General features: G+C 58.5%; 21 protein-coding genes. 14 read left to right on the top strand and 7 right to left on the bottom strand.

What is annotated here, in order from left to right; translation table 11 throughout:
* Positions 1 to 275 precede the first annotated feature (275 nt).
* The 8 genes from csrD (at position 276) to tldD (ending at position 12,684) form a co-directional block, all read left to right on the top strand.
* The gene (gene csrD / locus D8B20_RS15470; RefSeq protein WP_145889684.1) at positions 276 to 2,222 is read left to right on the top strand and encodes an RNase E specificity factor CsrD; all 1,947 of its coding nucleotides are present in this window, start codon (positions 276 to 278) and stop codon (positions 2,220 to 2,222) included.
* A 311-nt stretch (positions 2,223 to 2,533) separates the two neighbouring features.
* Entirely contained in the window at positions 2,534 to 3,577 is a 1,044-nt protein-coding gene (gene mreB, locus D8B20_RS15465) for a rod shape-determining protein MreB (protein WP_003855260.1), read from the top strand.
* A 147-nt stretch (positions 3,578 to 3,724) separates the two neighbouring features.
* Positions 3,725 to 4,762 carry a rod shape-determining protein MreC gene (mreC, locus tag D8B20_RS15460; protein ID WP_145889683.1) on the top strand — a complete coding sequence of 346 codons (1,038 nt, stop codon included), beginning with the start codon at positions 3,725 to 3,727 and terminating at the stop codon, positions 4,760 to 4,762.
* Positions 4,759 to 5,247, top strand: a complete 489-nt coding sequence (gene mreD / locus D8B20_RS15455; protein WP_145889682.1) for a rod shape-determining protein MreD — start codon at positions 4,759 to 4,761, stop codon at positions 5,245 to 5,247. The genes mreC and mreD overlap by 4 nt, the downstream gene beginning before the upstream one ends.
* A gap of 8 nt (positions 5,248 to 5,255) precedes the next feature.
* Complete coding sequence (locus D8B20_RS15450) at positions 5,256 to 5,849, top strand: Maf family protein (protein ID WP_145889681.1); 594 nt, start codon at positions 5,256 to 5,258, stop codon at positions 5,847 to 5,849.
* Positions 5,839 to 7,308 (top strand): ribonuclease G, encoded by a 1,470-nt coding sequence (gene rng / locus D8B20_RS15445; protein ID WP_145889680.1) that lies wholly within the window; start codon positions 5,839 to 5,841, stop codon positions 7,306 to 7,308. Before D8B20_RS15450 ends, rng begins: the two co-directional genes overlap by 11 nt.
* 47 nt (positions 7,309 to 7,355) lie before the next feature.
* On the top strand, positions 7,356 to 11,174 hold the full coding sequence (yhdP, locus tag D8B20_RS15440; RefSeq protein ID WP_145889679.1) for an AsmA2 domain-containing protein YhdP: 3,819 nt from the start codon (positions 7,356 to 7,358) through the stop codon (positions 11,172 to 11,174).
* 64 nt (positions 11,175 to 11,238) lie between these two features.
* The gene (gene tldD, locus D8B20_RS15435; protein WP_145889678.1) at positions 11,239 to 12,684 is read left to right on the top strand and encodes a metalloprotease TldD; all 1,446 of its coding nucleotides are present in this window, start codon (positions 11,239 to 11,241) and stop codon (positions 12,682 to 12,684) included.
* Between the two features lie 95 nt (positions 12,685 to 12,779).
* Here tldD and aaeR read toward each other — a convergent pair whose 3' ends face one another.
* Positions 12,780 to 13,697, bottom strand: a complete 918-nt coding sequence (aaeR, locus tag D8B20_RS15430) for an HTH-type transcriptional activator AaeR (RefSeq protein ID WP_145889677.1) — start codon at positions 13,695 to 13,697, stop codon at positions 12,780 to 12,782.
* 257 nt (positions 13,698 to 13,954) lie between these two features.
* Between aaeR and aaeX the strand changes: the two genes are divergently transcribed.
* The 5 genes from aaeX (at position 13,955) to D8B20_RS15405 (ending at position 18,914) form a co-directional block, all read left to right on the top strand.
* Entirely contained in the window at positions 13,955 to 14,158 is a 204-nt protein-coding gene (gene aaeX, locus D8B20_RS15425) for a p-hydroxybenzoic acid efflux pump operon protein AaeX (protein ID WP_145889676.1), read from the top strand.
* A gap of 9 nt (positions 14,159 to 14,167) precedes the next feature.
* Complete coding sequence (gene aaeA / locus D8B20_RS15420; RefSeq protein ID WP_145889675.1) at positions 14,168 to 15,097, top strand: p-hydroxybenzoic acid efflux pump subunit AaeA; 930 nt, start codon at positions 14,168 to 14,170, stop codon at positions 15,095 to 15,097.
* An 11-nt stretch (positions 15,098 to 15,108) separates the two neighbouring features.
* On the top strand, positions 15,109 to 17,061 hold the full coding sequence (gene aaeB, locus D8B20_RS15415; protein ID WP_145889674.1) for a p-hydroxybenzoic acid efflux pump subunit AaeB: 1,953 nt from the start codon (positions 15,109 to 15,111) through the stop codon (positions 17,059 to 17,061).
* Positions 17,062 to 17,172: 111 nt separating this feature from the next.
* Positions 17,173 to 18,627, top strand: a complete 1,455-nt coding sequence (locus D8B20_RS15410; protein ID WP_145890626.1) for an NAD-dependent succinate-semialdehyde dehydrogenase — start codon at positions 17,173 to 17,175, stop codon at positions 18,625 to 18,627.
* Positions 18,628 to 18,644: 17 nt separating this feature from the next.
* A complete protein-coding gene (locus D8B20_RS15405; RefSeq protein ID WP_145889673.1) occupies positions 18,645 to 18,914 on the top strand; it encodes a barstar family protein in 270 nt (89 codons plus the stop codon).
* A gap of 60 nt (positions 18,915 to 18,974) precedes the next feature.
* On the opposite strand, the gene yhcN (D8B20_RS15400) is transcribed toward D8B20_RS15405, so the two are convergent.
* The 4 genes from yhcN (D8B20_RS15400) to argR all read right to left on the bottom strand — a co-directional run bounded on the left by yhcN (D8B20_RS15400) (position 18,975) and on the right by argR (position 20,914).
* Positions 18,975 to 19,241, bottom strand: a complete 267-nt coding sequence (yhcN, locus tag D8B20_RS15400) for a peroxide/acid stress response protein YhcN (protein ID WP_145889672.1) — start codon at positions 19,239 to 19,241, stop codon at positions 18,975 to 18,977.
* Positions 19,242 to 19,348: 107 nt separating this feature from the next.
* The gene (locus tag D8B20_RS15395) at positions 19,349 to 19,615 is read right to left on the bottom strand and encodes a YdgH/BhsA/McbA-like domain containing protein (RefSeq protein ID WP_145889671.1); all 267 of its coding nucleotides are present in this window, start codon (positions 19,613 to 19,615) and stop codon (positions 19,349 to 19,351) included.
* An 88-nt stretch (positions 19,616 to 19,703) separates the two neighbouring features.
* Positions 19,704 to 19,967 (bottom strand): peroxide/acid stress response protein YhcN, encoded by a 264-nt coding sequence (yhcN, locus tag D8B20_RS15390; RefSeq protein WP_145889670.1) that lies wholly within the window; start codon positions 19,965 to 19,967, stop codon positions 19,704 to 19,706.
* A 476-nt stretch (positions 19,968 to 20,443) separates the two neighbouring features.
* Positions 20,444 to 20,914, bottom strand: a complete 471-nt coding sequence (gene argR / locus D8B20_RS15385) for a transcriptional regulator ArgR (protein ID WP_145889669.1) — start codon at positions 20,912 to 20,914, stop codon at positions 20,444 to 20,446.
* Positions 20,915 to 21,336: 422 nt separating this feature from the next.
* Between argR and mdh the strand changes: the two genes are divergently transcribed.
* Positions 21,337 to 22,272 (top strand): malate dehydrogenase, encoded by a 936-nt coding sequence (mdh, locus tag D8B20_RS15380; protein WP_145889668.1) that lies wholly within the window; start codon positions 21,337 to 21,339, stop codon positions 22,270 to 22,272.
* A 49-nt stretch (positions 22,273 to 22,321) separates the two neighbouring features.
* On the opposite strand, the gene mscM is transcribed toward mdh, so the two are convergent.
* Together mscM and asd are read right to left on the bottom strand one after the other, a co-directional pair.
* Entirely contained in the window at positions 22,322 to 25,657 is a 3,336-nt protein-coding gene (mscM, locus tag D8B20_RS15375) for a miniconductance mechanosensitive channel MscM (RefSeq protein WP_145889667.1), read from the bottom strand.
* A 16-nt stretch (positions 25,658 to 25,673) separates the two neighbouring features.
* Positions 25,674 to 26,570: an archaetidylserine decarboxylase gene (asd, locus tag D8B20_RS15370; RefSeq protein ID WP_145889666.1), complete on the bottom strand. Its 897-nt coding sequence runs from the start codon at positions 26,568 to 26,570 to the stop codon at positions 25,674 to 25,676.
* Positions 26,571 to 26,592 lie beyond the last annotated feature (22 nt).

The following is a 26,592-nucleotide window of genomic DNA, read 5'->3' as shown; positions in this document are numbered from 1 at the left end:
TGCAGACAGCATGAGTAAACGACACCAGGCGCGCGACTTTTCACAGCAAAATATGAAATTTCCTGGCTGGGGTGCTCTGTTGAGAATAGGACGAAAAAGCCGAAGAGAAAGTCAGGGTGGCAAACTTTAACGGTATACTCGCGCGCCGCCGATTTTACAGGCGTCATGGCGCTGATTCGGACGGTTATTTGTGATATTTTGCTCAGGTTTGCACCAGTCATACCGGCGCGGACGGCGAACACTCGTTCATAAACCGCAGTGATACAGGCACAGGGATGCGATTAACAACTCAGTTTTCTGCGTTTATTACATTATTAAGCTTACTGGCAATGTTACTGATGCTGGTGGGCTGCGCTTTTAGTTTTATCTGGCTGTCGCAGCAGCGGGTAGAAAACCGGGTGAACACACTGGCCACTGAGGTCGACAGCGCCCTTGCCACGCAATCTCCGCAGGAGCTGTCACGCTGGCTGACGCGCCTGATGCCGGTGATCAACGCCGAGCAGATTGAACTGCGTAACGGTGACAAAACCGTTTTTCAGCTGTCACGCCATGAAAACCCCATGCTGGAAGATGAACCCAACCGGTTCATTCAGTTCGATTTACCGCTGGCGCATTCGCCCGATCTGCAGCTGCGGGTTGTGGTGCTGGATCCGGCAAAAACCTGGTTTCGCTCTTTCACCGGGGCGTACACCTTGATTGTGCTGCTCACGGTGGTGGCAATCATGTCATCGCTGCTGCTGATGACGCACCGCTGGCTGAACCGGCGCTGGCAGAATATGGAGCGGCTGGAGGCGCGGGCACAGCGTATTCTGGCGGGTGACCGCACACCGCGCAGCGACAACCATGCCGAGTGGCCGCCGAAAGCCAGCCGCGCCATGGACGCGCTGCTCAATGATCTGCAGGAAGCCGGAGAGCAGCGGCTGCGCATTGACACCCTGATCCGCACCTTCGCGGCACAGGATTCCCGCACCGGCCTCAACAACCGTCTTTTCTTTGATAATCAGCTGGCCACGCTGCTGGAAGAGCAGGAAGACGTGGGCACGCATGGCGTCGTGATGATGGTACGCCTGCCCGACCTTGAAACGCTGCACGAAACCCTTGGCCCCACGCTGGTGGAAGAGTATCTGTTCGATTTGATCAACATGCTGTCGACCTTTGTGCTGCGCTATCCCGGCGCGCTGCTGGCGCGCTACTTCCGCAGCGATTTTGCCGTACTGCTGCCGCACCGCACGCTAAAGGAAGCCAACAGCATTGCGGACCAGCTGGTCAACGCAGTGGATTCGCTGCCGCCGATGCGCATGATTGACCGCGACGATCTGATTCACATCGGCATCAGCGCCTGGCGCAGCGGGCAAAGCGTGTCTCAGGTCATGGAAAACGTCGAACTGGCGACGCGTCGCGCGGCGCTGCAGGGCGGTAATAACTGGTCAGTCGGAGAGGGCAACACGCTGGATATGGGGCGCGGCAGCGTGCGCTGGCGTACGCTGCTGGAAAATACCCTGAACCGCGGCGGCCCGCGCCTCTATCAGAAACCGGCGGTACTGATGGATGGCAAAGTGCATCATCGTGAGTTGCTGGCGCGTATTTTTGACGGCGATAAAGAGGTGGTGGCCGGCGAATTTATGCCGCTGGTACTGCAACTGGGCCTGGCTGACAGCTGGGATCGCCAGCTGGTGATGCGCATTGCCGCGCTGTCTGAGGTGTGGCCGGACGAAACGCTGGCGCTGCCGGTTAATATCGATTCCCTGCTGCAGCGGCCGTTCCAGCGCTGGCTGCAGAAACTGCTGCTGCAGTGCCATAAGAGCCAGAGAAAACGCTTTTTATTTGAACTTGCAGAGGCAGATGTGTGTCAACACCTCAACCGGCTGGTTCCGGTCTTTCGCATGCTGACGGCCTTTGGCTGCCGTATTGCGGTAGATCAGGCCGGATTAACGGTGGTCAGCAGCGCCTATATCAGGCAGTTTCCGATTGAGGTGATCAAGCTTGATCCGGGCCTGGTGCGCAATATCGATCGTCGCACCGAAAATCAGCTGTTTGTACAGAGTCTGCTGGAAGTGTGTAAGTCGGCGCGTACTCAGGTGTTTGCCGCCGGGGTGCGTACCCGTGCGGAGTGGCAGACGCTGGCCGGGCTGGGCGTGGCAGGCGGACAGGGCGACTTCTTTGCGCCGTCGCTGCCGGTAAACAGTAATGTGAAAAAACATTCACAACGCTACCGGATTTAACGCTTCAGCAGCGAGACCGCCGTCAGGCGACTGTTTTTCACTGTCAGGGCGGGTGCAGCAGGCGCGTCCTGCGGCCGGAAATGTTAGATTTTATGTCGAAATGCCCCGGCGATTGCCGGGTGAATTTGCGTTTAACATGGCCTGTTAGCGCCCGTTAAGGGCGATGCGTGCGGGTAGTGCCGTTCGCAAAAATTATTCAGCATATTTTTTCACCGAAGCGGAACGTTTTTGCGCCTTGTAGCGGCTTCGCGTGGTTGGTAAAGTAGGCGGATTTTATTTTCCGCCCCCAGCTTGCAGGATTATCCCTTAGTATGTTTAAAAAATTTCGTGGCATGTTTTCCAATGACTTGTCCATTGACCTGGGTACCGCGAATACCCTGATTTACGTAAAAGGACAAGGCATCGTGCTGAACGAGCCTTCCGTGGTTGCCATCCGCCAGGATCGTGCCGGCTCACCCAAGAGCGTAGCGGCGGTTGGCCATGATGCAAAGCAGATGCTTGGCCGTACGCCGGGTAATATTGCGGCTATCCGTCCGATGAAAGATGGCGTTATCGCCGACTTCTTCGTCACTGAAAAGATGCTGCAGCACTTCATCAAGCAGGTGCACAGCAACAGCTTTATGCGTCCCAGCCCGCGCGTGCTGGTGTGCGTGCCAGTCGGTGCCACTCAGGTTGAGCGTCGTGCCATTCGTGAATCGGCTCAGGGGGCAGGTGCCCGTGAAGTGTTCCTGATTGAAGAGCCAATGGCCGCGGCAATCGGTGCCGGCCTGCCGGTGTCGGAAGCGACCGGTTCCATGGTGGTGGATATCGGTGGTGGTACGACCGAAGTGGCCGTGATCTCCCTGAATGGCGTGGTCTACTCTTCTTCTGTACGCATCGGTGGCGATCGCTTCGACGAAGCTATCATTAACTACGTGCGTCGTAATTACGGTTCCCTGATTGGTGAAGCCACGGCAGAACGTATCAAACATGAGATCGGTTCTGCTTATCCGGGCGATGAAGTGCGTGAAATCGAAGTCCGCGGCCGTAACCTGGCAGAGGGCGTTCCGCGTGGCTTTACGCTGAACTCTAACGAAATTCTGGAAGCGCTGCAGGAACCACTGACCGGTATCGTCAGCGCCGTGATGGTTGCCCTGGAGCAGTGCCCGCCAGAGCTGGCTTCGGACATCTCCGAGCGCGGCATGGTGCTGACCGGCGGTGGTGCGCTGCTGCGTAATCTTGATCGTCTGCTGATGGAAGAGACCGGCATTCCGGTGGTCGTGGCAGAAGATCCGCTGACCTGCGTAGCGCGCGGTGGCGGTAAAGCGTTGGAAATGATCGACATGCATGGCGGCGATTTGTTCAGCGAGGAGTAATTCCTCACCGGCTGCGACCGTGGTCACAATGCGCAGGGAATCGCGCTTTAGGCGACGCTGCGCACGACGGCGAACAGCGTCCAGCCCTGGAAGCGTTAGTCACGGGACTAGCGCTTCTTCCCTGATGTCGAGGAACACGCAGAATTTATGAAGCCGATTTTTAGCAGGGGGCCTTCCCTGCAGTTGCGCCTCTTTCTGGCAGTCATCGTGGCGATTGCGATTATCATCGCCGACAGCCGCGTGAGCACGTTCTCCCAGATCCGCAACTACCTGGACACGTCGGTAAGTCCATTTTACTTTCTGGCTAACGGGCCACGACAGCTTCTTGACGGCGTCTCTGAAACGCTGGCGTCACGCCAGCAGCTGGAGCTGGAAAATAAAGCGCTGCGCCGTGAGCTCTTCCTGAAAAACAGTGACCTGCTGATGCTGGGGCAATACAAGCAGGAAAACGCGCGTCTGCGCGAGCTGCTGGGCTCGCCGCTGCGTCAGGATGAGCACAAGATGGTGACGCAGGTGATCTCCACCGGCACCGATCCGTACACCGATCAGGTGGTGATCGATAAAGGCAGCGTGAACGGCGTTTACGAAGGCCAGCCGGTGATTAGCGATAAAGGCGTGGTCGGTCAGGTGGTGGCCGTCGGTCAGGTCACCAGTCGCGTGCTGCTGATCTGCGATGCATCGCATGCTCTGCCGATTCAGGTGCTGCGTAACGACATTCGCGTGATTGCCGCCGGTAACGGCTGCAGCGAGGATCTGCAACTGGAGCACCTGCCGGGCAACACCGATATTCGCGTCGGGGATGTGCTGGTCACTTCCGGTCTCGGCGGACGCTTCCCGGAAGGCTATCCGGTGGGCGTGGTCTCGTCAGTGAAAGTGGATACTCAGCGGGCTTACACCGTGATTCAGGCGCGTCCGACTGCCGGACTGCAGCGCCTGCGCTATCTGCTGCTGCTGTGGGGCGCGGATAAAAACGGTGATATGCCGATGGCACCGGATGAAGTACACCGCGTGGCAAACGAGCGGCTGATGCAGATGATGCCTCAGGTGCTGCCGCCAGCCGGCGAGATGGGGCCACCGGCACCGGCTTCGACACAGCAGAGCCCGCAGATGGGGCCGCCGGCGTCCTCCGCCAGTGGCCGTTCGCCGGGAAGTAACCCGGCGAGTACCCGCGGAGGCCAGCCTTGAGTCGCTATCGCAGCCAGGGGCGTTGGGTTATCTGGCTGTCCTTCCTGATTGCGCTTATCCTGCAAATCATGCCCTGGCCGGAACAGATCTACATGTTCCGGCCATCGTGGCTTCTGCTGATCCTGATCTACTGGGTGCTGGCGCTGCCGCATCGCGTCAACGTCGGCACTGGCTTTGTGCTCGGTGCACTGATGGATCTGATCGCCGGTTCCACGCTGGGCGTCCGCGCGCTGGCGTTCAGCATCATTGCCTATCTGGTGGCCTTTAAATTTCAGCTATTCCGCAATCTGGCGTTGTGGCAGCAGGCATTAATGGTTATGGTGCTGTCGCTGGCAGTGGATGTGATTGTTTTCTGGGCTGAATTCCTGGTAATCGACATCTCCTTCCGCCCGGAAATCTTCTGGAGTAGCGTGGTCGACGGCATTCTGTGGCCCTGGCTATTCTTATTAATGAGAAAGATTCGTCGTCAGTTTGCCGTTCAGTAAGGAAGACAATGATTACCCTGTACCTCGCTTCGGGCTCACCGCGGCGGCGTGAGCTGTTAACGCAGCTTGGCCTGCGTTTTGAGCGCCTGATCACCGACGTAGAAGAGCAGCGCCAGCCAGATGAAGCGGCGGAGGCTTACGTGCGCCGGCTGGCGCGCGACAAAGCGCGCGCGGGCGCAGCGATAGCGCCACAGGATCTGCCGGTGCTGGGTGCCGATACCATTGTGGTGCTGAATGGCGAGGTACTGGAAAAGCCGCGCGATGCTGAGCACGCGGCCTGCATGCTGCGCAAGCTCTCCGGTCACACCCATCAGGTGATGACCGCCGTGGCGCTGGCCGATGCGCAGAGCGAGCTGGATTGCCTTGTCACCACTGATGTGACCTTCCGCAACATCCGGGATGAGGAAATTGCGCACTATATCGCCAGTGGCGAGCCGATGGATAAAGCCGGCGCGTACGGAATACAGGGCCTTGGCGGCAATTTTGTCCGCAGGATCAATGGAAGTTATCACGCCGTAGTGGGACTGCCGCTGGTGGAAACCAGCGAACTGCTGAGTCATTTTCAGTCGCTGCGTGCGTTAAGGGGACAAGATGACGGCTGAACTGCTGGTAAACGTGACACCTTCGGAAACCCGTGTTGCCTATATTGATGGCGGCATCCTGCAGGAAATCCACATCGAGCGCGAGGCGCGACGCGGCATTGTGGGCAACATTTATAAAGGCCGCGTCAGCCGGGTATTGCCGGGTATGCAGGCGGCGTTTGTCGATATCGGCCTGGAAAAAGCGGCGTTTCTGCACGCGTCTGACATCATGCCGCACACCGAATGCGTGGCGGGTGACGAAAAGAAAAACTTCATTGTACGCGACATCGCCGAGCTGGTACGCCAGGGGCAGGATCTGATGGTGCAGGTGGTAAAAGACCCGCTGGGTACCAAAGGGGCGCGTCTCACCACCGATATCACCCTGCCGTCGCGTTACCTGGTATTTATGCCGGGCGCTTCGCACGTCGGGGTGTCGCAGCGGATAGAGAGCGAAGCCGAGCGCGAGCGACTGAAAGCGGTGGTGGCCGCCTACTGTGACGATCTGGGCGGCTTTATCATCCGCACCGCAGCGGAAGGCATTGGTGAAGAGGAGCTGGCGCAGGATGCTGCGTTCCTCAAGCGCCTGTGGACCAAAGTCAGCGAGCGTAAAAAGCGCAACCAGACGCGCTGCCTGCTGTATGGCGAGCTGGCGCTGGCGCAGCGCATACTGCGTGATTTTGCCGGTGCGGCGCTGGATCGTATCCGGGTCGATTCCCGCCTGACCTGCGATCTGCTGATGGAGTTTACCCGCGAGTACATCCCGGAGATGGCCAGCAAGCTGGAGTTGTACAGCGGCAAGCAGCCTATCTTTGATCTGTTCGACGTCGAGAATGAAATCCAGCGCTCGCTGGAGCGCAAGGTCGAGCTGAAATCCGGCGGCTACCTGATTATCGATCAGACCGAAGCCATGACCACGGTGGATATCAACACCGGCGCTTTTGTCGGTCACCGTAATCTGGATGAAACCATTTTCAATACCAATATTGAAGCCACCCAGGCCATCGCGCGTCAGCTGCGGCTGCGTAATCTGGGCGGGATCATCATCATCGATTTTATCGACATGAGTAATGACGATCACCGCCGTCGCGTGCTGCATTCGCTGGAGAGCGCCCTGAGCAAAGATCGGGTAAAAACCGGCATCAACGGTTTCTCCGCGCTGGGCCTGGTAGAGATGACGCGCAAGCGCACGCGAGAGAGCATTGAACACGTGCTGTGTGCCGACTGCCCGGTCTGCAAGGGACGCGGCACGCTGAAAACCGTCGAAACGGTCTGCTATGAAATCATGCGGGAGATAGTGCGCGTGCATCACGCCTACGATTCTGACCGCTTCCTGGTGTATGTTTCTCCGGCGGTCGGCGAAGCGCTGAAAAGCGAAGAGTCGCATGCGCTGGCCGAAGTGGAAATTTTTGTCGGCAAACAGGTCAAAGTGCAGGTTGAACCGCTCTACACTCAGGAGCAGTTTGACGTCGTCATGATGTAAATCATGCGGCTCAACGCCGTAACCCAACGGACAGCAAGGAGAGGTGTGTGAGGCGGTTGCCGGGGATTTTATTACTGCTGCTCGCCGCAATCATTGTCATTGTGGCGCTGCTGGTCAGCGGGCTGCGCCTCGTGATGCCGCATCTCAACAGCTATCGCAGTGAGATCCTGCAGACCATTTCCCGCGCAGGCGGCGTGCCGGTGGATGCCGGTGAACTGCAGGGAAAATGGGAAAACTTTGGCCCCACCTTGCAGGTGCGCGATCTCCACATCAGCCTGCAGGATGAGGGTGACCTGCGCATCGGTCGCGTTACCCTCGCGCTGAATGTCTGGCAGTCGCTGCTGCACTGGCGCTGGCAATTCCGCGATCTCATCTTCTGGCAGCTGCGGCTGGAAACGAACCGGCCGCTGCTCACCAGCGATGAGCAGAAAAACAGCTTTAAACCGGCGCAGATCAACGATCTGTTCCTGCGTCAGTTTGACCACTTCGATTTGCGTGACAGCAGTCTTCGCTTTCTTACGCCGTCCGGCCAGCATGCCGAACTGGCTATCCCGCGCCTCACCTGGCTGAATGAAAAAAATCGTCACCGCGCCGAAGGGGAAGTCAGCCTGTCGAGCTTTACCGGGCAGCACGGCGTGGTGCAGGTGCGGCTTGATCTTAACGACAGCAACGGCCTGCTGAACGATGGCCGTATCTGGATGCAGGCAGATGACGTAGATGTGCGACCGTGGATCGGCCGCTGGCTGCGCGACAACACCAGCCTGGAGAGTGCCCGTTTCAGTCTGGCGGCCTGGGTCAATCTGCGCGATGGCGACGTGTATGCCGGCGATTTGCTGCTGCGCAAAGGCGGCGCGCGCTGGCGCGGCGAGCAGGGGACTCATCAGCTGCAGGTCGATGGCCTGACGGCCCACGTTGCCCGCTTCCGCAATGGCTGGAGCCTGGCGGTGCCGCAAACCCGCATCAGCTCAGACGGCGTCGCGTGGGATGCCGGGCATTTTTCGCTGCTGTGGAAACCGGAAGATAAACAGATGGCGGGCGTTGACAGCGAGGCGGAGATTCGCGTGCGCGCAACCCGGCTTGATCTGCAGCGGCTCGCTCCGCTGGTGCCGCTGTTTAATCCGCTCTCACCGACATTACTGGACACCTGGCAGGCGCTGCAGCCGCACGGGTATATTGACGCGCTGGCGCTGGATATTCCGCTGGATCAGCCAGCGCAGACGCGCCTGCAGGCGCGGTGGCACAATCTGGCGTGGCAGCACTGGAAGCTGCTGCCGGGTATCAGCAACCTGAGCGGCAGCGCAAGCGGCAGTGCCAGCAATGGCCTGTTGCAGGTGGCAATGGGCCAGGCCGAGGTGCCGTATGGTGATATGTTCCAGGCACCGCTGCAAATCCAGCGGCTTACCGGTAACCTGAACTGGCAGCAGAACGATCAGGGTCTGACGCTGGATGGGCATCAGCTGGATGTGCAGGCTCGCTCCCTGTGGGCTCGCGGCGATTTCCGCTATCAGCAAAACCGGGGGAAAGCCCCGCGGCTGGATATTCTGGCCGGCATTCGCGTGACGGATGCGGGCGATGCGTGGCGCTACTTCCCGACGCCGCTGATGGGCCACAATCTGACGCGTTATCTGAGCGAGTCAATTCAGGGCGGGCAGGTGGATAACGCCACGCTGCTGTTCGCCGGCGATCCGCGCCTGTTCCCGTTTAAGCATCACGACGGCCTGTTCGAAGTCAGCGTGCCGCTGCGTAACGGCACCTTCCGCTTCCAGCCTGGCTGGCCGGCGCTGCAAAACCTGGATATCGATCTCGATTTTGTGAACGACGGCCTGTGGATGAAAGCCGACCAGGCACGGCTGGGCAACGTGGAGGCGCGCAACGTCAGCGCGGTGATCCCGGACTATCTGAAAGAGAAGCTGCTGATTGACGCCGATTTGCGTGGTGAAGGGCAGGACATCGCCGCCTATTTCGCGCAGACGCCGCTGAAGCCGACGCTGGGCGCAGCGCTGCAGCAGTTGCAGATTGGCGGCAACGTGCGCGGCACGCTTGGTCTGGAAATTCCGCTGGACGGTGAACAGGTGCACGCCAGCGGCAATGTGCTGCTGGACCATAACACATTGCATATCAAGCCGCTGAACACCACGCTCAGCGATCTGACCGGGCGCTTCCGTTATAACAACGGCAATCTGGAGAGTGAAGAGCTGCAGGCCAGCTGGTTCGGTCAGCCCACCGGCATCCGCTTTACCACCCAGGAAAATCCGGACGATTTCGGCATTAACGTTAACCTGCTGGGCGACTGGCAGCTGGCCAGGCTCAGCGTACTGCCGGAAGCGCTGAGCCGCCGGCTGGGCGGCAGTGTGCCGTGGCAGGGCGATGTGGCTGTTACGCTGCCGCATAAAGGCGGGGCACGCTACAAGGTCGATCTGCAGGGTGAGGGAAAATCAGTAAGCAGTCACTTACCTTCTCCGCTTGATAAAGCGGCGGGGGAGCCGATGCCGCTTAGCCTGCATGCCAGTGGCGATCTCAGCGGATTCGACCTGAGCGGAAGCGTTCACGCGCGGCATCGCTTTAACAGCCGCTGGAAACTGGAGCCGCAGCTGCACGTAGAGCGCGGTATCTGGCTGAACGACGCGGGCAGCACGCCGCCGCTGCCGGAAACCCGCGGCATGGTGCTGAATCTGCCACCGCTGGATGGTGAAGCCTGGCTCGGACTGCTGGCCGGTGCTGGCAACCCGGCTGGCGTAACGGGAGAAACCGCACCCGGCGGGGCGCTGTTGCCGGGCGATGTTATTCTGCGTACCCCGGCGCTGACGCTGGGCGGCCAGCAGTGGCATGACCTGACGGCCACCCTTACGCAGGGCGCGGCGGGCAGTGCGCAGGTTCAGCTGGAGAGCCGTGAACTGCGCGGCAGCCTGAAAACCGCCCGGCACGCGCCGTGGCAAATCGACCTCGGTTATCTCTATTACAATCCGGAATGGGCGGAGAAAAGCAGTGCGGGCGGCGCCTCGCCGTTCAGCGGCGACAGCGGCATAGATTTCAGCCAGTGGCCGGCGCTGCAGATTCGCTGCGCGGAATGCTGGCTGCGCGGACAGAAATTCGGGCGCATGCAGGCCAGCCTGCAACCGCACGGCGATACGTTAGCACTTACTAACGGCAGCATTAATACCGGCAGCTCCACGCTGAAGGTCAGCGGCGAATGGGTGAATAAGCCCGGCGATCCGCGTACCTCGCTGAAAGGCAGCCTGAGCGGCACCAACATTAACGATGCCACCAACTGGTTCGGCATGAATACGCCGCTGCGCGATGCGCCGTTCAAAGTGGATTACGATCTGCACTGGCGCGCCGCGCCGTGGCAGCCTTCGGAAGCCACGCTAAGCGGGACGCTGAAAACCCATTTTGGCAAAGGTCAGATTGCCGATGTGAATACCGGCCGTGCCGGGCAGCTTCTGCGGCTGGTCAGCTTTGATGCCCTGCTGCGCAAGCTGCGTTTCGATTTCAGCGATACCTTCAGCGAAGGCTTTTATTTCGATTCGATTAACGGCACCGCCTGGATTGAAAATGGCGTGATGCGCACCGATAACCTGCTGGTAGACGGCCTTGAGGCTGATATCGCCATGCAGGGCAAAATCGACCTGGTGAAACGTCAGATTGATATGGAAGCCGTGGTGGCACCGGAGATTTCCGCCTCTGTTGGCGTGGCGACGGCCTTTGTGATTAACCCGGTGGTGGGCGCGGCGGTATTTGCCGCCAGTAAAGTGCTGGGGCCGCTGTGGAATAAGATTTCGCTGCTGCGTTACCACATCAGCGGACCGCTGGATAAGCCGGAAATCAATGAAGTGCTGCGCAAACCGCGCGATGCTGACAAGAAGTGAATTTGACGCCGCCGGGGAATTGCCGCAGGCTATGACTATCCGAGCACATAATGAGTGAGAAACGATGACTCTGAATCTGGTAAGTGAGCAGTTACTAGCTGCGAACAGCATTAATCAGCAGGACCTTTTTTCCCTGTTAGGGCAGCTTTCAGAACGTCGTCTGGATTATGCCGATCTCTACTTCCAGTCCAGCTTCCATGAATCCTGGGTGCTGGAAGATAAAATCATTAAAGATGGCTCTTATCATATCGATCAGGGCGTTGGCGTGCGTGCGATAAGCGGTGAAAAAACCGGTTTCGCCTACGCCGATCAGATCACCCTGAATGCCCTGCGTCAGTCTTCGGAAGCGGCGCGCAGTATTGTGCGTGAGCAGGGTAACGGCACCGCGCACACGCTTTCAGCGGTAATGAACCGCGCACTCTACGCGCCGGTGAATCCGCTGGATAGCCTGTCGCGTGAAGACAAAATCGCGCTGTTACATCGGGTGGATCAGGTGGCGCGTGCCGCTGACCCGCGCGTGCAGGAGGTCAACGCCAGCCTCAGCGGCGTTTATGAGCAGGTGCTGGTCGCCGCCACCGACGGTACGCTGGCCGCGGATATCCGTCCGCTGGTGCGCCTCTCCATCAGCGTGCAGGTCGAGGATCAGGGCAAGCGCGAACGCGGCGCCAGTGGCGGCGGCGCACGTACCGGTTATGAATTTTTCCTTGCCGATGAAAGCGGCGAAGTGCGTGCGGATGCCTGGGCGCGGGAAGCCGTGCGTCTGGCACTGGTTAACCTGTCGGCGGTCGCGGCACCAGCCGGTACCCTGCCGGTGGTGCTGGGCGCAGGCTGGCCTGGCGTACTGCTGCATGAAGCGGTCGGTCACGGACTGGAAGGCGATTTCAACCGCCGCGAAACCTCGGTGTTCAGCGGCAAAATGGGCCAGCTGGTGGCATCAGAGCTGTGCACCGTGGTCGATGACGGCACCATCGAAGGGCTGCGCGGTTCGCTGGCGGTGGATGACGAAGGGGTGCCAGGACAGTACAACGTGCTGATTGAGAACGGCATTCTGAAAGGCTACATGCAGGATAAGCTTAACGCGCGGCTGATGGGCGTGCCGCCTACCGGTAACGGCCGGCGTGAATCCTATGCGCATCTGCCGATGCCGCGCATGACCAACACCTATATGCTGGCCGGTCAATCGACGCCGCAAGAGATCATTGAGAGCGTGGAATATGGCCTGTATGCGCCTAACTTTGGCGGCGGTCAGGTGGACATCACTTCCGGCAAGTTTGTGTTCTCCACCTCCGAAGCTTATCTGATCGAGAACGGCAAAGTGACCAGACCGGTGAAAGGCGCCACGCTGATCGGTTCCGGTATTGAAGCCATGCAGCAGATTTCGATGGTTGGTAACGACCTGGCGCTGGATAAAGGCGTGGGCGTGTGCGGTAAAGAAGGGCAGAGCGTGCCGGTCGGCGTGGGGCAGCCTACGCTGAAACTGGACAAAATTACCGTGGGCGGCACGGCTTAACCGGCTGTGATGCGCTAAGCGATCAAGGCTGCCTGCGGGCGGCCTTTTTTATGTGCGACCGCCCGCCGCCGTGAGGACCGTGCCGTCCCGGCGTCCTAACCCTTGCGGTGCTGTTGATACTGCTGCGCCACCTGGCGGAAATAGTCGGTCAGATAATCAATGCACACCTGTACTTTAAGCGGCAGCTTATCTTTCTCGGTATACACTGCATACACCGGGCGGGGTTCGGAGTGATACTGCGGAAACAGGATATCAATCTCACCGGCGGTAATCTCATCAATCACCCACATCAGCGGGACATAGGCGATGCCGCACCCGGCTTTCAGCCAGCGGATCAGCGTCTGTGAATCATTCGTGACAAAGCGGCCCTGCGGCGTCAGGCGCGTCACCAGCCCTTCCGGCGCCACCAGCTCAAAGGTGTTATCCGGGCGCACGCTGTACTCCAGCCAGGAGAAGTTATCGATTTCGCCTGGCTTGACGGGCGTGCCGTGCTGCGCCAGATAACTTTTCGCGGCGCACACCACCATCGGCATCGCCCCCAGCCGCCGTGAGAACAGACTGGAGTCCTGCAGCTCTCCGACGCGAATCACCACATCCAGCCCGTTGGCGATCAAATCCGGCGCCGGAATGCCGGTCATCAGGTTCACACTCAGGCCCGGATACTCCCGCAGCATCTCGCTGGTCATGGCAGAAAGCACATTCTGCGCCATGGTGGTGGAACAGCCGATGCGTAAAATGCCCACCGGCGTGTTGTTAAAGGCATACAGCTGCTCATGCACCTGGCTGGCCTCGGCCAGCATGCGGCGACAGCCCTGATAATAGATTTTGCCGGCTTCTGTCAGCCCCAGGCTGCGCGTGCTGCGATTCAGCAGCTTGACCTGCAGCTCATCTTCCAGTCTGGCGACAATCTGACTGACCGACGAGACGCTGAGTTGCAGCTGGCGCGCCGCCGCCGTAAATGAACCCAATTCAACCACTTTGGCGAAAATGGACATGCCTTTCAGTCGTTCCATTGTTTACTCTGACTAAAAAGTGATTTAGCTCACAATATGTAGAAAACGTATAGTCAAGCGCGTTACTATACGCGCGCTGGGTCTGTTCACCGCACCTTCACACGGCCGTGTTTACCTGATGATACGCTATGATTAGCTCAACGCGGCCTGAATGTTGCCATCAGTCTCTCTGTTATCCCCTGATCATTACCTCTCATACCAGCCGGTATGCGAGCGGGTATCGGTGCAATCCGGCAAGGTCGAACTAAGGATCAGAAATGAGTGTGCTTCCGGTATTTGTCGTATTCGGGCTGTCTTTTCCGCCCATCTTCATTGAATTACTGGTTTCGCTGGCGCTGTTCTGGCTGGTGAAACGCGTGCTGACCCCCAGCGGCATTTACGATCTGGTGTGGCATCCGGCACTGTTTAACACGGCGCTGTATTGCTGTGTGTTTTACCTTGTAACCCGTTTATTCGTCTGAGGTTTTTAAGTGAAAGCGCTAATAAGAAAAATCGCGCGTTACGCGATTACGCTCCTGCTGGTTATCATCGCCGTGGTGATCATCTTCCGCGCCTGGGTGTTCTACACCGAATCGCCGTGGACGCGTGACGCCCGATTTTCCGCTGACGTGGTGGCGATTTCGCCTGACGTCACCGGACTGATTACGGCCGTACCGGTGCACGACAACCAACTGGTGAAAAAAGGCGACACGCTGTTTGTAGTCGACCGTCCGCGCTACCAGAAAGCGCTGGATGAAGCACAGGCGGATGTCGAGTATTACCAGGCGCTGGTCAGCGAAAAACGCCGCGAAGCGGCGCGCCGCAACCAGCTGGGTACCAGTGCGATGTCGCGTGAAGCGATTGAGCAATCCAACAGCGACCTGCAGACCAGTGAGCATCAGCTGGCGAAAGCCGTGGCCACGCGTGACCTGGCGATAATCGATCTTGATCGTACCACCATCAAAGCGCCGTCTGACGGCTGGGTCACTAACCTGAACGTCTATGAAGGGGAGTTCATCACCCGCGGTTCCGTCGCCGTGGCGCTGGTACAGCAGCGTTCTTACTACGTGCTGGCTTATATGGAAGAGACCAAACTCAGCGGCGTGCGGCCGGGCTTCCGGGCGGAAATCACGCCGCTGGGCAGTAATGTTGTGCTGCGCGGCACCGTGGACAGCGTGGCGGCCGGTGTAACCAACAGCAGCAGCAGCGTCGACAGCAAAGGCATGGCAACCGTTGATTCCAATCTGGAGTGGGTGCGCCTGGCGCAGCGCGTGCCGGTGCGTATCCGGCTTGATCAGCAGCCCGGCAACCGCTTCCCGGCCGGGACCACCGCCACGGTGGTGATCACCGGTGAGCAGGATCGCCAGACCAAAGTGTCGCCGCTGGCGCAGTTCTTTAACCGCCTGCGCGAGTTTGGTTAAGCGAGGCCGGCATGATTGAGTTTTTGCGTTTCCCGGTCAAGCTGACCTTTGCGCTGGTCGCTGCGCTGATGATTGGCTTTCACTTCAATCTGGAAACGCCGCGCTGGGCGGTGATGACGGCGGGTATCGTAGCCGGCGGCACCGCTTTTGCCGCCGGGGGCGATCCCTATTCCGGGGCGCTGCGCTACCGCGGGGTGCTGCGCATCATCGGAACCTTTATTGGCTGTATCGCCGCGCTGACCATTATGATTGCCACGGTGCGGGCGCCGGTGGTCATGCTGCTGCTGTGCTGCCTGTGGGCCGGGCTGTGCGTCTGGCTCTCTTCGCTGATCAAAGTGGAAAACTCCTATGCGCTGGGTCTGGCCGGGTATACCGCGCTGATTATCGTGGTAACCGCCGACGCCAGCGGTGGCTTAACCCTCGCGCCGCAGTTCGCCGTTGAGCGCTGCAGTGAAATTGTCCTCGGCATCCTGTGCGCCATTCTGGCCGATATGCTGTTCTCACCGCGTTCAATTAAGAAAGTGATCGATGCCGAAATTGATGCGCTGCTGGTGGCGCACTACAGGCTGCTGCAGCTGTGCGTGGCACATGAAGATAAAGAGGAAGTGGATAAAGCCTGGAGCGCCCTGGTGCGCCGCACCACGGCCCTGAACGGCATGCGCAGCCAGCTGATGATGGAGTCGTCGCGCTGGCAGAACACCAGCCGTCGCCTGCAGATGCTCAACACCCTTTCCCTGACGCTGATTACGCAGGCCGCAGAAACGTTTCTGATCCAGAACTCCCGTCCGGATTACATTCCGCCGCAATACCGTCTGCTGCTGGAAAAAGAGGTCAGCAACGTCAGTGATGTGCATAAGCGGATGAAGGTGATGCGCCGCGTCATGGGCGTCAGCAGCAAAACCGCGCCGGAGACCATCGTCAGCTGGGTCGGGGCGGCAACGGAATACCTGCTGCTGATCAAGGGTGTAAAAAGCAACAGCCGCATTACCACGCTGGAAGAGAGCATCCTGCAGCGTGAAGTGATTATTCAGGCGCGTTCGGCGGAAACCCATCATGCGATGATCAACGGCGTGCGTACCTTTGTCGCTACCGCGCTGGGTTCCCTGTTCTGGCTGTATACCGGCTGGACATCCGGCAGCGGCTGCATGGTGATGCTGGCGGTGATTACCGCACTGGCCATGCGCATGCCGAACCCGCTGATGATGGCGAAAGACTTCTTTTATGGCATGGCGGTCGCGGTGCCGCTGGGTTTACTGTATTTCGCTTACATTTTGCCGGCAACGCAGCAAAGCGCGCTGCTGCTGTGCATCGCGATTGGCGTGCTGGGCTTTGTCGGGGGGATTTTCGTGCAGCGGCGGCAGATTGGCACCCTGGGGGCGCTGATCGGCACCATTAACGTGCTGGTGCTGGATAACCCGATGAAGTTTCAGCTTAACGTGTTTCTGGATAACGCGCTTGGCCAGTGGATCGGCAGCTTTGTCGCAATGATGGTGATTCTGCTGATTCGCGATAAATCCAAAGCGCGTACCGGACGCAAGCTGCTGAACCGCTTTATGTATGCCGCCGTGGCAGCCCTGACCACCAATCAGGCGCGACGCCGTGAAAACCATCTGCCGGCGCTGTACCAGCAGCTGTTTTTACTGCTGAATCTGTTCCCGGGGGATATCGATAAATACCGCATCGCGCTGACGTTGATCATTGGTCACCAGCGGCTGCGTCACGCAGAAGTGCCGGTGAATGCGGATTTATCCGCCTGGCACCGCAAGCTGCGTTACACCGCTGACCAGGTGATTTCGGCCAGCAGCGATGACAAACGCCGGCAGTATTTTGAGCAGCTGCTGCAGGAGCTGACGGTTTATCAGGACAAACTGCAGCAGTATGCGGCACCCGCCAGCGTCACCGAACCGGTCAGACGGCTGGCACTGATGCTGGACAAATATCAGAACACCCTCATCCAAATCTGAAACTGGCCGCTGCGCCCTGCAGCGGCCGGTTTGCTGCCGCGCCGGCAACCATTGCGTCAACTTTGCCATCTATACTTTCCTGACAGGATGTTTACCGACAGGAGAAGAATGATGTCCACCTCTCTGCAACACCACGAACTGTTCAAAACCGGTTATTTCGCAGACGGCCAGTGGCACCAGACCAGCGAAACCTTTGACGTCACCAATCCCGCCACCGGTGAAGTGCTGGCGCAGGTCGCTAAAGCGGGCCAGCGTGAAACAGAGCAGGCTATCAATGCGGCGCAGCGCGCGTTTCCGGCCTGGCGTGACAAAACGGCGAAACAGCGTTCGGAAATACTGCAGCGCTGGTATCAGCTGATCATTGAGCACAAAAGCTGGCTGGGCCAGCTGATGACCGCGGAGCAGGGCAAGCCACTGAAAGAAGCGGAAGGTGAAGTGGAATACGCCGCCAGCTTTATTCAGTGGTTTGCCGAGCAGGCGAAGCGCGCAAACGGCGAAATCATCCCGCCGGCAAAACCGGGCTCGCGCATTCTGGCAACCCGTGAACCGGTCGGCGTGGTGGCAGCGATTACGCCGTGGAATTTCCCGATGGCGATGCTGACGCGCAAGCTCGGGCCGGCGCTGGCCGCTGGCTGTACCGGCATTATTAAACCCGCCAACAACACCCCGCTAAGTGCCTTTGCACTGGTGGCGCTGGCACAAAAAGCCGGCGTGCCGGAGGGAGTGCTGAATGCTGTCGCCGGCGATACGCACGCTATCAGCGATGCGATTATGGCGTCACACGCCGTGCGTAAGATTTCCTTTACCGGCTCAACGGCGGTGGGCAAAACGCTGATGCGCAACGCAGCGGAGACGATGAAAAAGGTGTCAATGGAGCTGGGCGGCAATGCACCTTACATCGTGTTCGACGATGCCGATATCGAGGCGGCGGTGCAGGGCGCGGTCGCCAACAAATTCCGCAATGCCGGGCAGGTGTGCGTCAGCGTAAACCGTTTCTATGTGCACAATGCTATCTATGACCGCTTTGTGGATCAGCTGGCCGACGCGGTCAGCAAGCTCAAAGTGGGTAACGGCATGGAAGAGGGCGTGATCGTCGGGCCGCTGATTGACGCGCAGGCGCTGAAAAAGGTGGAGGAGCACGTGCAGGACGCAGTAAGCAAAGGGGGGCGGATTGTCACCGGCGGCGAGCGTCACGCGCTGGGCGGAAATTTCTGGCAGCCAACGGTGATTGCCGATGCCCATGAAGGCATGAAGCTGGCGCAGGAAGAGACCTTTGGCCCGGTGGCGGCCTGTTTCCGTTTTGACGAGGAAGCGGATGCGATTGCGCGTGCCAATAACACCGAATATGGCCTGGCGGCCTATTTTTATACGCAGAATCTGCAGCGTGTGTTCCGCGTTTCTGCCGCGCTGGAAGCCGGGATGATCGGCATTAACGAATGTGCGGTTTCCACAGAGCTGGCCCCGTTTGGCGGCATAAAAGCGTCCGGTCTGGGACGCGAAGGGTCGGTGCTTGGCCTGGAAGAGTATCTGGAAGTCAAAGCGCTGCATCTCGGCGGGCTGGCATAGAAAAAAGGGGCGTCACCATGAGAACCGAGCGTTTTGACTTTGATGAGATTGTCGATCAGGCCCATTTTTACCGGCAGTTCAGTGAGCGCTTTGCCCTGACTGATCATGTCATTCACGATCTGGACGATTTGTGGGATGTCATGACGGGCGAGCAGTTGCCGCTGCCGCTGGAAATTGAGTTCGTTAATCTGGGGAAAGGGCAGAAACGCCGTTATGGTGCGCTGATCCTGCTGTTTGATGAGGCAGAAGAGGAGCTGGAGGGCCAGCTCCGCTTTAATGTTCAGTAAGCACAGCCAAAAAGGGCCCCGTCAGACGGGGCCAAAGGGTTCGTCAGAATTGACGAGGAATTACTTATACAGCTCTGCCGTAATGTGGTAGCTGTCACCGGTACGTGCTTCCACAACTTTGTAAGCACTGGCACCCTGCTCATCCGCTTTCTGCGACAGCTGGGCGCGGTAATCCATAGGCGAACCGCCGGTTCCGCTTACGGTGATGGTCTGGCCGGTAGGCTGCAGATTCTGCGCGGTATCTTCTGTTACCAGCTGGGCCGCCGAAGCGCCGAAAGCAAACAGAGAAAGCAGGCTGGCAGTAGCGATGGTTGTTTTGATGTTCATTTGTCGTCTCCTCATTAGAATCAACAACCTGCGGCACAAATATCAGGGTAAGCGGGTCGTCGATCTTTGCCCGGCGACTGCATTAACGCCGGTCAGATAGGTGAAAATTATTTGTACAGTTCAGCCGTCACGTGGAAGGTGTTGTCCTGATTGTTTTCAATGATGCGGTAGTGGCTCGCGCCCTGCGCATCCGCTTTCTGTGACAGCACCTGACGAATATTGGTCTGGTCACCGTCCACGCCGCTCACGCTAATGGTCTGGTTCAGTGGCTGCAGATTTTGCGCCTGGGTATTGGTCACCAGGGTCGCCGCGCTGGCACCAAAGGACAGAACGGACGCCAGGCTCAGTACAGCAATCGTTAATTTGGTTTTCATGATTCACTCTCCTGAAATAGGGTGGGCAACCTGAGAGGCAAACGCCTCTCAAACGGGTCGCCGTTCACACTGCATCTTACGGACTGGCTTATTTATACAGCTCAGCGGTTGCGTGGTAGCTATTGTCGTTATACGCCTCGATCACGCGGTACGCTTTAGCGCCTTGCTGTTCCGCTTTTGCGTTCAGCTGCTGGTGGATTTCCATCGGTGAACCCCCGATGCCGCTGACGCTGATGGTGCCCGCTGGCTGCAGATTAGCTGCCTGTTCGGCATTAATAGATTCTGCTGCAAAAGCACCAAATGACAGGGCAGATAGAACACTCAGGGTGGCGATAGTAGTTTTTACGTTCATGATATTTTTCCTCGTCTTCTGTTTTTCTCTTTTTGATTGTTGTGATTTGCATCACGAAAAGAAGTATAGATCTAATCACTCATGAAATTAATATCCCGCTAATAATGTTTCGTTGTAATTCTTTATCCTTATGGCACTTTTTTAGAACGCAAAGTTATTAAAACCGCCTGGAGAGTAAGCAATGCGTGGATTTTTTATGCAAAAACAATGATCTGCGTCAAATTATCTTTTCGTGCGAAATGGCGTGGTTGATCAGACTGGTTGATTTGCCAGAGCCAGATAAAAGCACTGATCGTTAAATGTAAAGCAGGGTAAAATAGCGCAGAAGGTTAAGCAGGAGAAAAGGTCGTACCAATATCTGCAGATGCTGAGCACCGCAGGCTATAAGCGTTATGCCTGGATAAACAGCGGGTTAAGCGGTACCGGGAGGGAGTGAGGAGGTGACCGGCAGCCTGAGCGCCGATCACTGAAGGGAATTACAGCTCTTGCTCGAACAGCATCAGCACAGCGTCATACAGCTGCTTTACGCTGAACGCACGGGCTGGTGTGATGAAAATAGTGTCGTCACCGGCAATCGTGCCCAGAATCCCTTCCGCTTTGCCCAGCGAATCCAGCAGGCGGGCAATCAGCTGGGCTGCACCAGGACTGGTGTGGATCACCACCAGCGCGTCGTTGTAATCGATATCCAGCACCAGGTTTTTCAGCGGGCTGGTGGTGGTCGGTACGCCAAGTTCGGCGGGCAGGCAGTACACCATTTCCATTTTGGCGTTGCGCGTCCGCACGGCACCAAACTTGGTCAGCATCCGGGACACCTTGGATTGATTGATGTTCTCGAAGCCGTCTTCCTGCAGCGCCTGTACGATTTCGCCCTGGGAGCTGAATTTTTCTTCTTTCAATAAAGCCTTAAAAGCCTTAATCAGGTCGTCTTGTTTTGATGGGTTTCGCATAAGCTACCAATAAAAGAGGGATGCAGCGGGCAACAGGCCAGCGGCAGATAAATTATTATGCATTTAGATGAATTTTTATGCAATAAGCAGGGTGCGTAAGTCACCGCTTTGTACTGCGGGGGCGGGCATCATAACAGAGTTTTACCCTGCACCAAAATCGCGCGCTGGCGCGCAAAGCGAAGGTTGCAAAGTTGTTATATTATTGAAGTGGTAACAACAAGATCGATGATCATTGCCGTCCATAGTCTTCTGGCTGCGATTGTATCATTCAGGCGACTTCTGAAGTGGAGATGTCTCGGGAGCCGATTGCGGCGTCATGTTATTGCGCGACAGGTGTGTCGCTCTCGCCTGAGAAGTTGATTAAACTCGTAACCTGATGGATTTTCGGCATATCTCTGCCCCACCTTAATAAGGAGTTCAGGATGAAAGTTGCCGTACTTGGTGCCGCTGGCGGTATTGGCCAGGCACTCGCTCTGCTGCTAAAGACGCAGTTACCTGCAGGTTCCGCCCTCTCACTTTACGATATCGCGCCAGTGACGCCCGGCGTGGCGGTTGACCTCAGCCATATCCCGACCGACGTCAAGGTAGAGGGTTTCAGCGGCGAAGACGCGACCCCGGCGCTGCACGGCGCAGACATTGTGCTGATTTCAGCCGGCGTGGCGCGTAAACCCGGCATGGACCGCGCGGACCTGTTTAACGTTAATGCGGGTATCGTTCGTAACCTGATTGAGCAGGTGGCCGCCACAGCGCCAAAAGCGCTGATTGGCGTCATCACGAACCCGGTGAACACCACGGTGGCGATCGCTGCAGAAGTGCTGAAAAAAGCCGGCGTGTACGATAAGAACCGCCTGTTTGGCGTTTCGACGCTGGACGTCATTCGCGCCAATACCTTTGTGGCCGCGCTGAAGGGCAAACAGCCTGATGCCATCGAAGTTCCGGTGGTGGGCGGCCATTCCGGCGTAACCATTCTGCCGCTGCTGTCGCAGGTGAAAGGCATCACCTTCAGCGAACAGGAAGTCGCGGACCTGACCAAACGCATTCAGAATGCCGGCACGGAAGTGGTGGAAGCCAAAGCCGGTGGCGGATCGGCGACGCTGTCGATGGGCCAGGCGGCGGCGCGATTCGGCCTGTCGCTGGTGCGGGCGCTGCAGGGTGAAGCCAACGTGGTGGAGTGTGCGTATGTGGAAGGCGATGGCGAGTATGCGCGCTTTTTCTCTCAGCCGCTGCTGCTGGGTAAAAACGGCATTGCCGAACGCCGTCCGCTTGGGCCGCTAAGCCCCTTTGAACAGCAGGCGCTGGATGGCATGCTGGAAACGCTGAAGAAAGATATCCGCCAGGGCGAAGAGTTTGTGAAATAACGCCCTGCATCAAAAACAGCAACGCCCGGTCTGACCGGGCGTTTTTTATTTACAGTCCGCCAGATTTAAACGTCTGGCTGGCGGGCGATCCATTGCTGGCCGGCGTTTTGCGTCCCAGCGTCTCCATCCGCACCTGGAAGGGCGGGAACGGCATCTCAATGCCGTGCTCGGCAAAGCCGCGCAGAATCAGCTGATGCAGCTCATGACGCAGCGGCATCCGGTGCCCCATCTCTGCGGCATGCACGCGCAGCTCAAACAGCTGAATGCCCTGCTGCAGATCCACCAGAAACACATCCGGAGCCGGCATATCCAGCACATAGGTACAGCGCTCCGCCGCCTGCCGCAGGATCGTGGTCACTTCGTCGCTGTTGACGCGCGCCGGGGCGGGGATGGTCAGCACCACGCGGGTCACGGAATCCGACAGCGACCAGTTCACAAACTGCTCGGTAATAAACGCTTTGTTCGGCACGATAATCTCTTTGCGATCCCAGTCGGTGATGGTGGTCGCACGCGTGTTGATGCGCGTAATGCTGCCGGTGAGATCGCGAATGGTCACGGTGTCGCCGATACGGATCGGCTTCTCAAACAGAATGATCAGGCCGGAGATGAAGTTGGCAAAAATTTCCTGCATCCCGAATCCCAGCCCCAGGCCTAACGCCGCCACCAGCCACTGCAGCTTCGACCACTCCACGCCGATGATGGAGAACCCAATCAGCCCGCCCACCAGCATCAGCGCATATTTGGTCAGCGTGGTAATGGCGTAACCGGTGCCAGGCGACAGACTGAGATGCTGCAGCAGCGCCAGCTCCAGTACCGCAGGCATGTTACGCACCAGCTGCGTGGTGATGATAAACACCAGAATGGCGATCAGCACGGCGCCCAGCGTAATCGGCTGCACACTTTCCACGCCCTGCACCGTGGTGCTGGCATCCCAGAGCGGAATGTTATCAAGGAAGCTAAAGGCAGAATGAATTTCTGACCACAGCACAATCACCGACACCAGCGCAATCAGCGTCAGAATGGAGCGCACCAGCCGCAGCGACTGCGCGCTGATGGCATCCAGATCGATCACCGGCTCGTCAATCTCCACCGTCTCGCCGCTGGCGCTGGACTGCTGCTCTTTTTCTTCTTCGCTGCGGGCGCGGTTGGCCAGCATATCGGCGCGCCGCTGGCGCGCGCGGTCAAAGGCAATACGGCGGCGCTGGATCAGCATCCAGCGGCGAATAATATGGTAAATCACCAGCAGGAAGAACCAGATGCCCACGGAGGTTTCCAGCCTGGCCAGCAGCGCCTGGGCTGTCGCCAGATAGCCGATGCAGGAGGCCAGCGCCGCCACCAGCGGGATAGCAATCATCAGGTTCCACAGAATGCGGTTAACGAAGTTATCGCCGTTGCCCTCTTTATCAAGGTAGAGCGGAATACCGGCGCGTTTCAGGCTGACGGTGACAATGCTTAATGCGCCGCAAATCAGGATAAAGCACAGGCGGCCGAGCGTGGCAGAGAAGGGCGGATCGTCAAGGTTGGCAAAGGCGATCAGCAGCATAATCAGCGGCACAATCAGGCCGACCGTCAGCGAGTAGTAACGCATGGCGCGCGCCACGCGCGTCTGTGGCCAGCGGAAATGCACCACAAACAGCCCGTCCTGGCGGGCAAAGGCGGCACTGATCATAAAGGCCCAGAGCAGCGGCAGCGTGGCGGTAATGCCATCACCAATCGCGACCGCAAACGGGTAGGGCCAGGCGTGCTGCAGACCAAAACCGAGCGCGGCCCACAACACCGGCAGCGGGACCGCCACCAGAATAGACCAGAACACCGTGCGCAGGGTCAGGCTGAAACGGTCCTGCGTCACTTTCCCGACACGGCTGGCGGCACGTGCCATAAAGGCATTGTAGTGACGACGCGAACTGATGCTGAAGCCCACCAGCAGTATGGCTGCGATGACCGGCAGCAGCGTCTCTTTATTGGTAAACATCATCGCCAGCGCTTTACCCATCTGGCCCAGCGTATCCAGCGACAACAGGCGCGACAGATCGCTGGCGACCTCAAGCGGATACTTATAGCTAATCGGGCTGACGTCAGCGGTCCAGAACAGGTAGCGGTGGGTGGCTTCTTTCACTTCCACCAGCGCATCCTGCAGCTGCGTGTTAGAGACTTTCAGCTTGGTGATTTCCAGGATCAGCGTATCGCAGCCGGAAATCAGCGAGTTCAGCAGCTCGCGCTGGGTTCTCAGCTGCGCTTCCAGAATCCGCGTCTGTTCACTGGTATAAGGTGTGCCGTCCGGTTGTTTTTCATGACGCAGCGTTTGCTGGCGCTCCAGCAGGCTCTCATAATGCAGGCGCTGAACGCGCAGCTGCCCCATTTCACTGTCGATCTGCTGTGATTTCGGCATCTCCGGCAGACGGGCCACCTGCGCCCGCAGCGCTTCGCCCAGCAGATTGGAGACCCCCAGCCACTGTGACTGTTCGCGCAGCGTGCTCAGCGCCTGGCGCACCTGCAGCGTCTGATTGGTAGCCAGCCGCTGCTGTGATGCCACCAGGTCCATGCGCTGCGCCTGCTGATTAAGATCGGCAGAAAGTTCGCGGTTAACGCGGAACTGATCGCTGATAGAAGCGGGCAGATCGCCGCTGTTTTCCGCCAGCTGTTCGGTGCGCTCCAGCGCCAGTTCAGCTTCGCGCTGGCGCTGATTATTCAGCTGGTTGCGCAGCGCCTGCAGATAGTTATCCAGCTGCGTCACTTTGCGCTGATGGACATCGGCGCGCATACGCGCCAGCTCCTGGCGATTATTGGCGGAGAGCTGCGCCAGTTCCAGTTCATCAACCCGCGCTTTACTGGCGGCGCTTTCCGCCTGACGCGCGTAAATCTGTGACTGAACCAGCGGTGTGGCGGCGGCCGACGCCCCCTGCGCCCGGCGGTCGCTCTCGGCCATGGCGCGACGCGCCTCGGTCAGCTGTTGTGGCAGCTGTGACAGCGAATCACTGATTTCACGCGCGCGATCCTGTTCCTGCTGGGCCTGCCGCCCCTCCTCCAGCAGCTGACTGCTGACCTGGACGATCTCCTGATCCAGCTCGGCGTTGCTCATGCTGCTGCGCACCGGCTTGCTGGTCTCGGTCAGCGTGGCGATCTGCTGGCGCAGCTCGCGCGCCAGACGCGGAAAATCGTCAATCACCTGCTGATATTGCTTTGCGCGCTCCAGCGATTCATCACGTTCAGCAAGGAAGTTAATGGCGGCTTCCAGCGCCTGAACCTGTTCGTTCTGGGTCGGGCTATTTTTAGCGGATTTGGCCTCGTCGAGTTCCTGTTTCAACTGGCTGGCTGGCGGAACGGAGGCGGCAAGGGCAGTACTGCTGAGCACCAGGCTCAGCAGTAGGAGAAGAAAAGCACGCACGGCAGGGGTTCTCGGGTTAGTCGGCGAGCGGGGCGCTGTCGCCAGGTTGCGGCAGGGCGATGGCCAGCGGCTGACCCAGACGGGTTTTGCTTTCCGCTTCCAGGCTTTCAGCCAGTTTTACGCGGCCAGGCGCGAACAGGTTGATCACCGTTGAGCCCAGTTTAAAGCGGCCCATCTCCTGGCCTTTCAGCAGCACAATCGCGCCGTCATGCTCGGCGGAGGGATAACGCCAGCGTTTGATCACGCCTTCACGCGGTGGCGTGATGGTGCCGGCCCATACGGTTTCGATACTGCCGACAATGGTCGCACCAACCAGAATCTGTACCATCGGGCCGTGATCGGTATCAAAGACGCAGATCACGCGTTCATTGCGCGCAAACAGGTTAGGGATATTGCGCGCCGTGAGCGGATTCACCGAGTAAAGATCGCCTGGCACGTAGATCATTTCACGCAAAATGCCGTTACAGGGCATGTGCACACGGTGATAGTCGCGCGGTGCGAGGTAAGTGGTCACAAACTCACCGTCGACAAATTTCTCAGCCAGATCGTCATTGCCAGCCAGCAGCGCCTGCAGCGTGTAGTAGTGACCTTTGGCCTGGAAGATCTGATCGCCGGCGATGTGGCCCAGCTGGCTGATGGCACCGTCAGCGGGCAGCGCCAGCAGTGAGGCATCCGGATCAATCGGGCGCGCGCCCTCTTTCAGCGGACGCACAAAGAAGTCGTTGAAGGTGCGGTAGCTGCCGGTATGCGGTTTGCTGGCTTCCGCCATATCGACTTTGTAGAACCAGACAAAAATGTCGATGACCGCTTTGGTCAGCCAGCCACCACGGCGACTGGCACCCCAGCCGGCGAGTTCGGTCAGCGCCTTTTTAGGCAGAATATGATTCAGGCCGAGTTTTAAACGATCGAACACCGTTGCCTCCTGGCGAATAACA

It is taken from the genome of Candidatus Pantoea soli (assembly GCF_007833795.1).
Taxonomy (GTDB): domain Bacteria; phylum Pseudomonadota; class Gammaproteobacteria; order Enterobacterales; family Enterobacteriaceae; genus Pantoea; species Pantoea soli.
This window is presented reverse-complemented; position numbering and strand designations above follow the sequence as displayed.

Bases quoted from the DNA above. Each gene is read 5' to 3' on its own strand.
- csrD (WP_145889684.1), top strand. From the start codon at position 276: ATGCGATTAACAACTCAGTTTTCTGCGTTTATTACATTATTAAGCTTA.
- mreB (WP_003855260.1), top strand. From the start codon at position 2,534: ATGTTTAAAAAATTTCGTGGCATGTTTTCCAATGACTTGTCCATTGAC.
- mreC (WP_145889683.1), top strand. From the start codon at position 3,725: ATGAAGCCGATTTTTAGCAGGGGGCCTTCCCTGCAGTTGCGCCTCTTT.
- D8B20_RS15450 (WP_145889681.1), top strand. From the start codon at position 5,256: ATGATTACCCTGTACCTCGCTTCGGGCTCACCGCGGCGGCGTGAGCTG.
- rng (WP_145889680.1), top strand. From the start codon at position 5,839: ATGACGGCTGAACTGCTGGTAAACGTGACACCTTCGGAAACCCGTGTT.
- tldD (WP_145889678.1), top strand. From the start codon at position 11,239: ATGACTCTGAATCTGGTAAGTGAGCAGTTACTAGCTGCGAACAGCATT.
- aaeR (WP_145889677.1), bottom strand. From the start codon at position 13,697: ATGGAACGACTGAAAGGCATGTCCATTTTCGCCAAAGTGGTTGAATTG.
- aaeX (WP_145889676.1), top strand. From the start codon at position 13,955: ATGAGTGTGCTTCCGGTATTTGTCGTATTCGGGCTGTCTTTTCCGCCC.
- aaeB (WP_145889674.1), top strand. From the start codon at position 15,109: ATGATTGAGTTTTTGCGTTTCCCGGTCAAGCTGACCTTTGCGCTGGTC.
- D8B20_RS15410 (WP_145890626.1), top strand. From the start codon at position 17,173: ATGTCCACCTCTCTGCAACACCACGAACTGTTCAAAACCGGTTATTTC.
- D8B20_RS15405 (WP_145889673.1), top strand. From the start codon at position 18,645: ATGAGAACCGAGCGTTTTGACTTTGATGAGATTGTCGATCAGGCCCAT.
- yhcN (WP_145889672.1), bottom strand. From the start codon at position 19,241: ATGAACATCAAAACAACCATCGCTACTGCCAGCCTGCTTTCTCTGTTT.
- D8B20_RS15395 (WP_145889671.1), bottom strand. From the start codon at position 19,615: ATGAAAACCAAATTAACGATTGCTGTACTGAGCCTGGCGTCCGTTCTG.
- yhcN (WP_145889670.1), bottom strand. From the start codon at position 19,967: ATGAACGTAAAAACTACTATCGCCACCCTGAGTGTTCTATCTGCCCTG.
- argR (WP_145889669.1), bottom strand. From the start codon at position 20,914: ATGCGAAACCCATCAAAACAAGACGACCTGATTAAGGCTTTTAAGGCT.
- mdh (WP_145889668.1), top strand. From the start codon at position 21,337: ATGAAAGTTGCCGTACTTGGTGCCGCTGGCGGTATTGGCCAGGCACTC.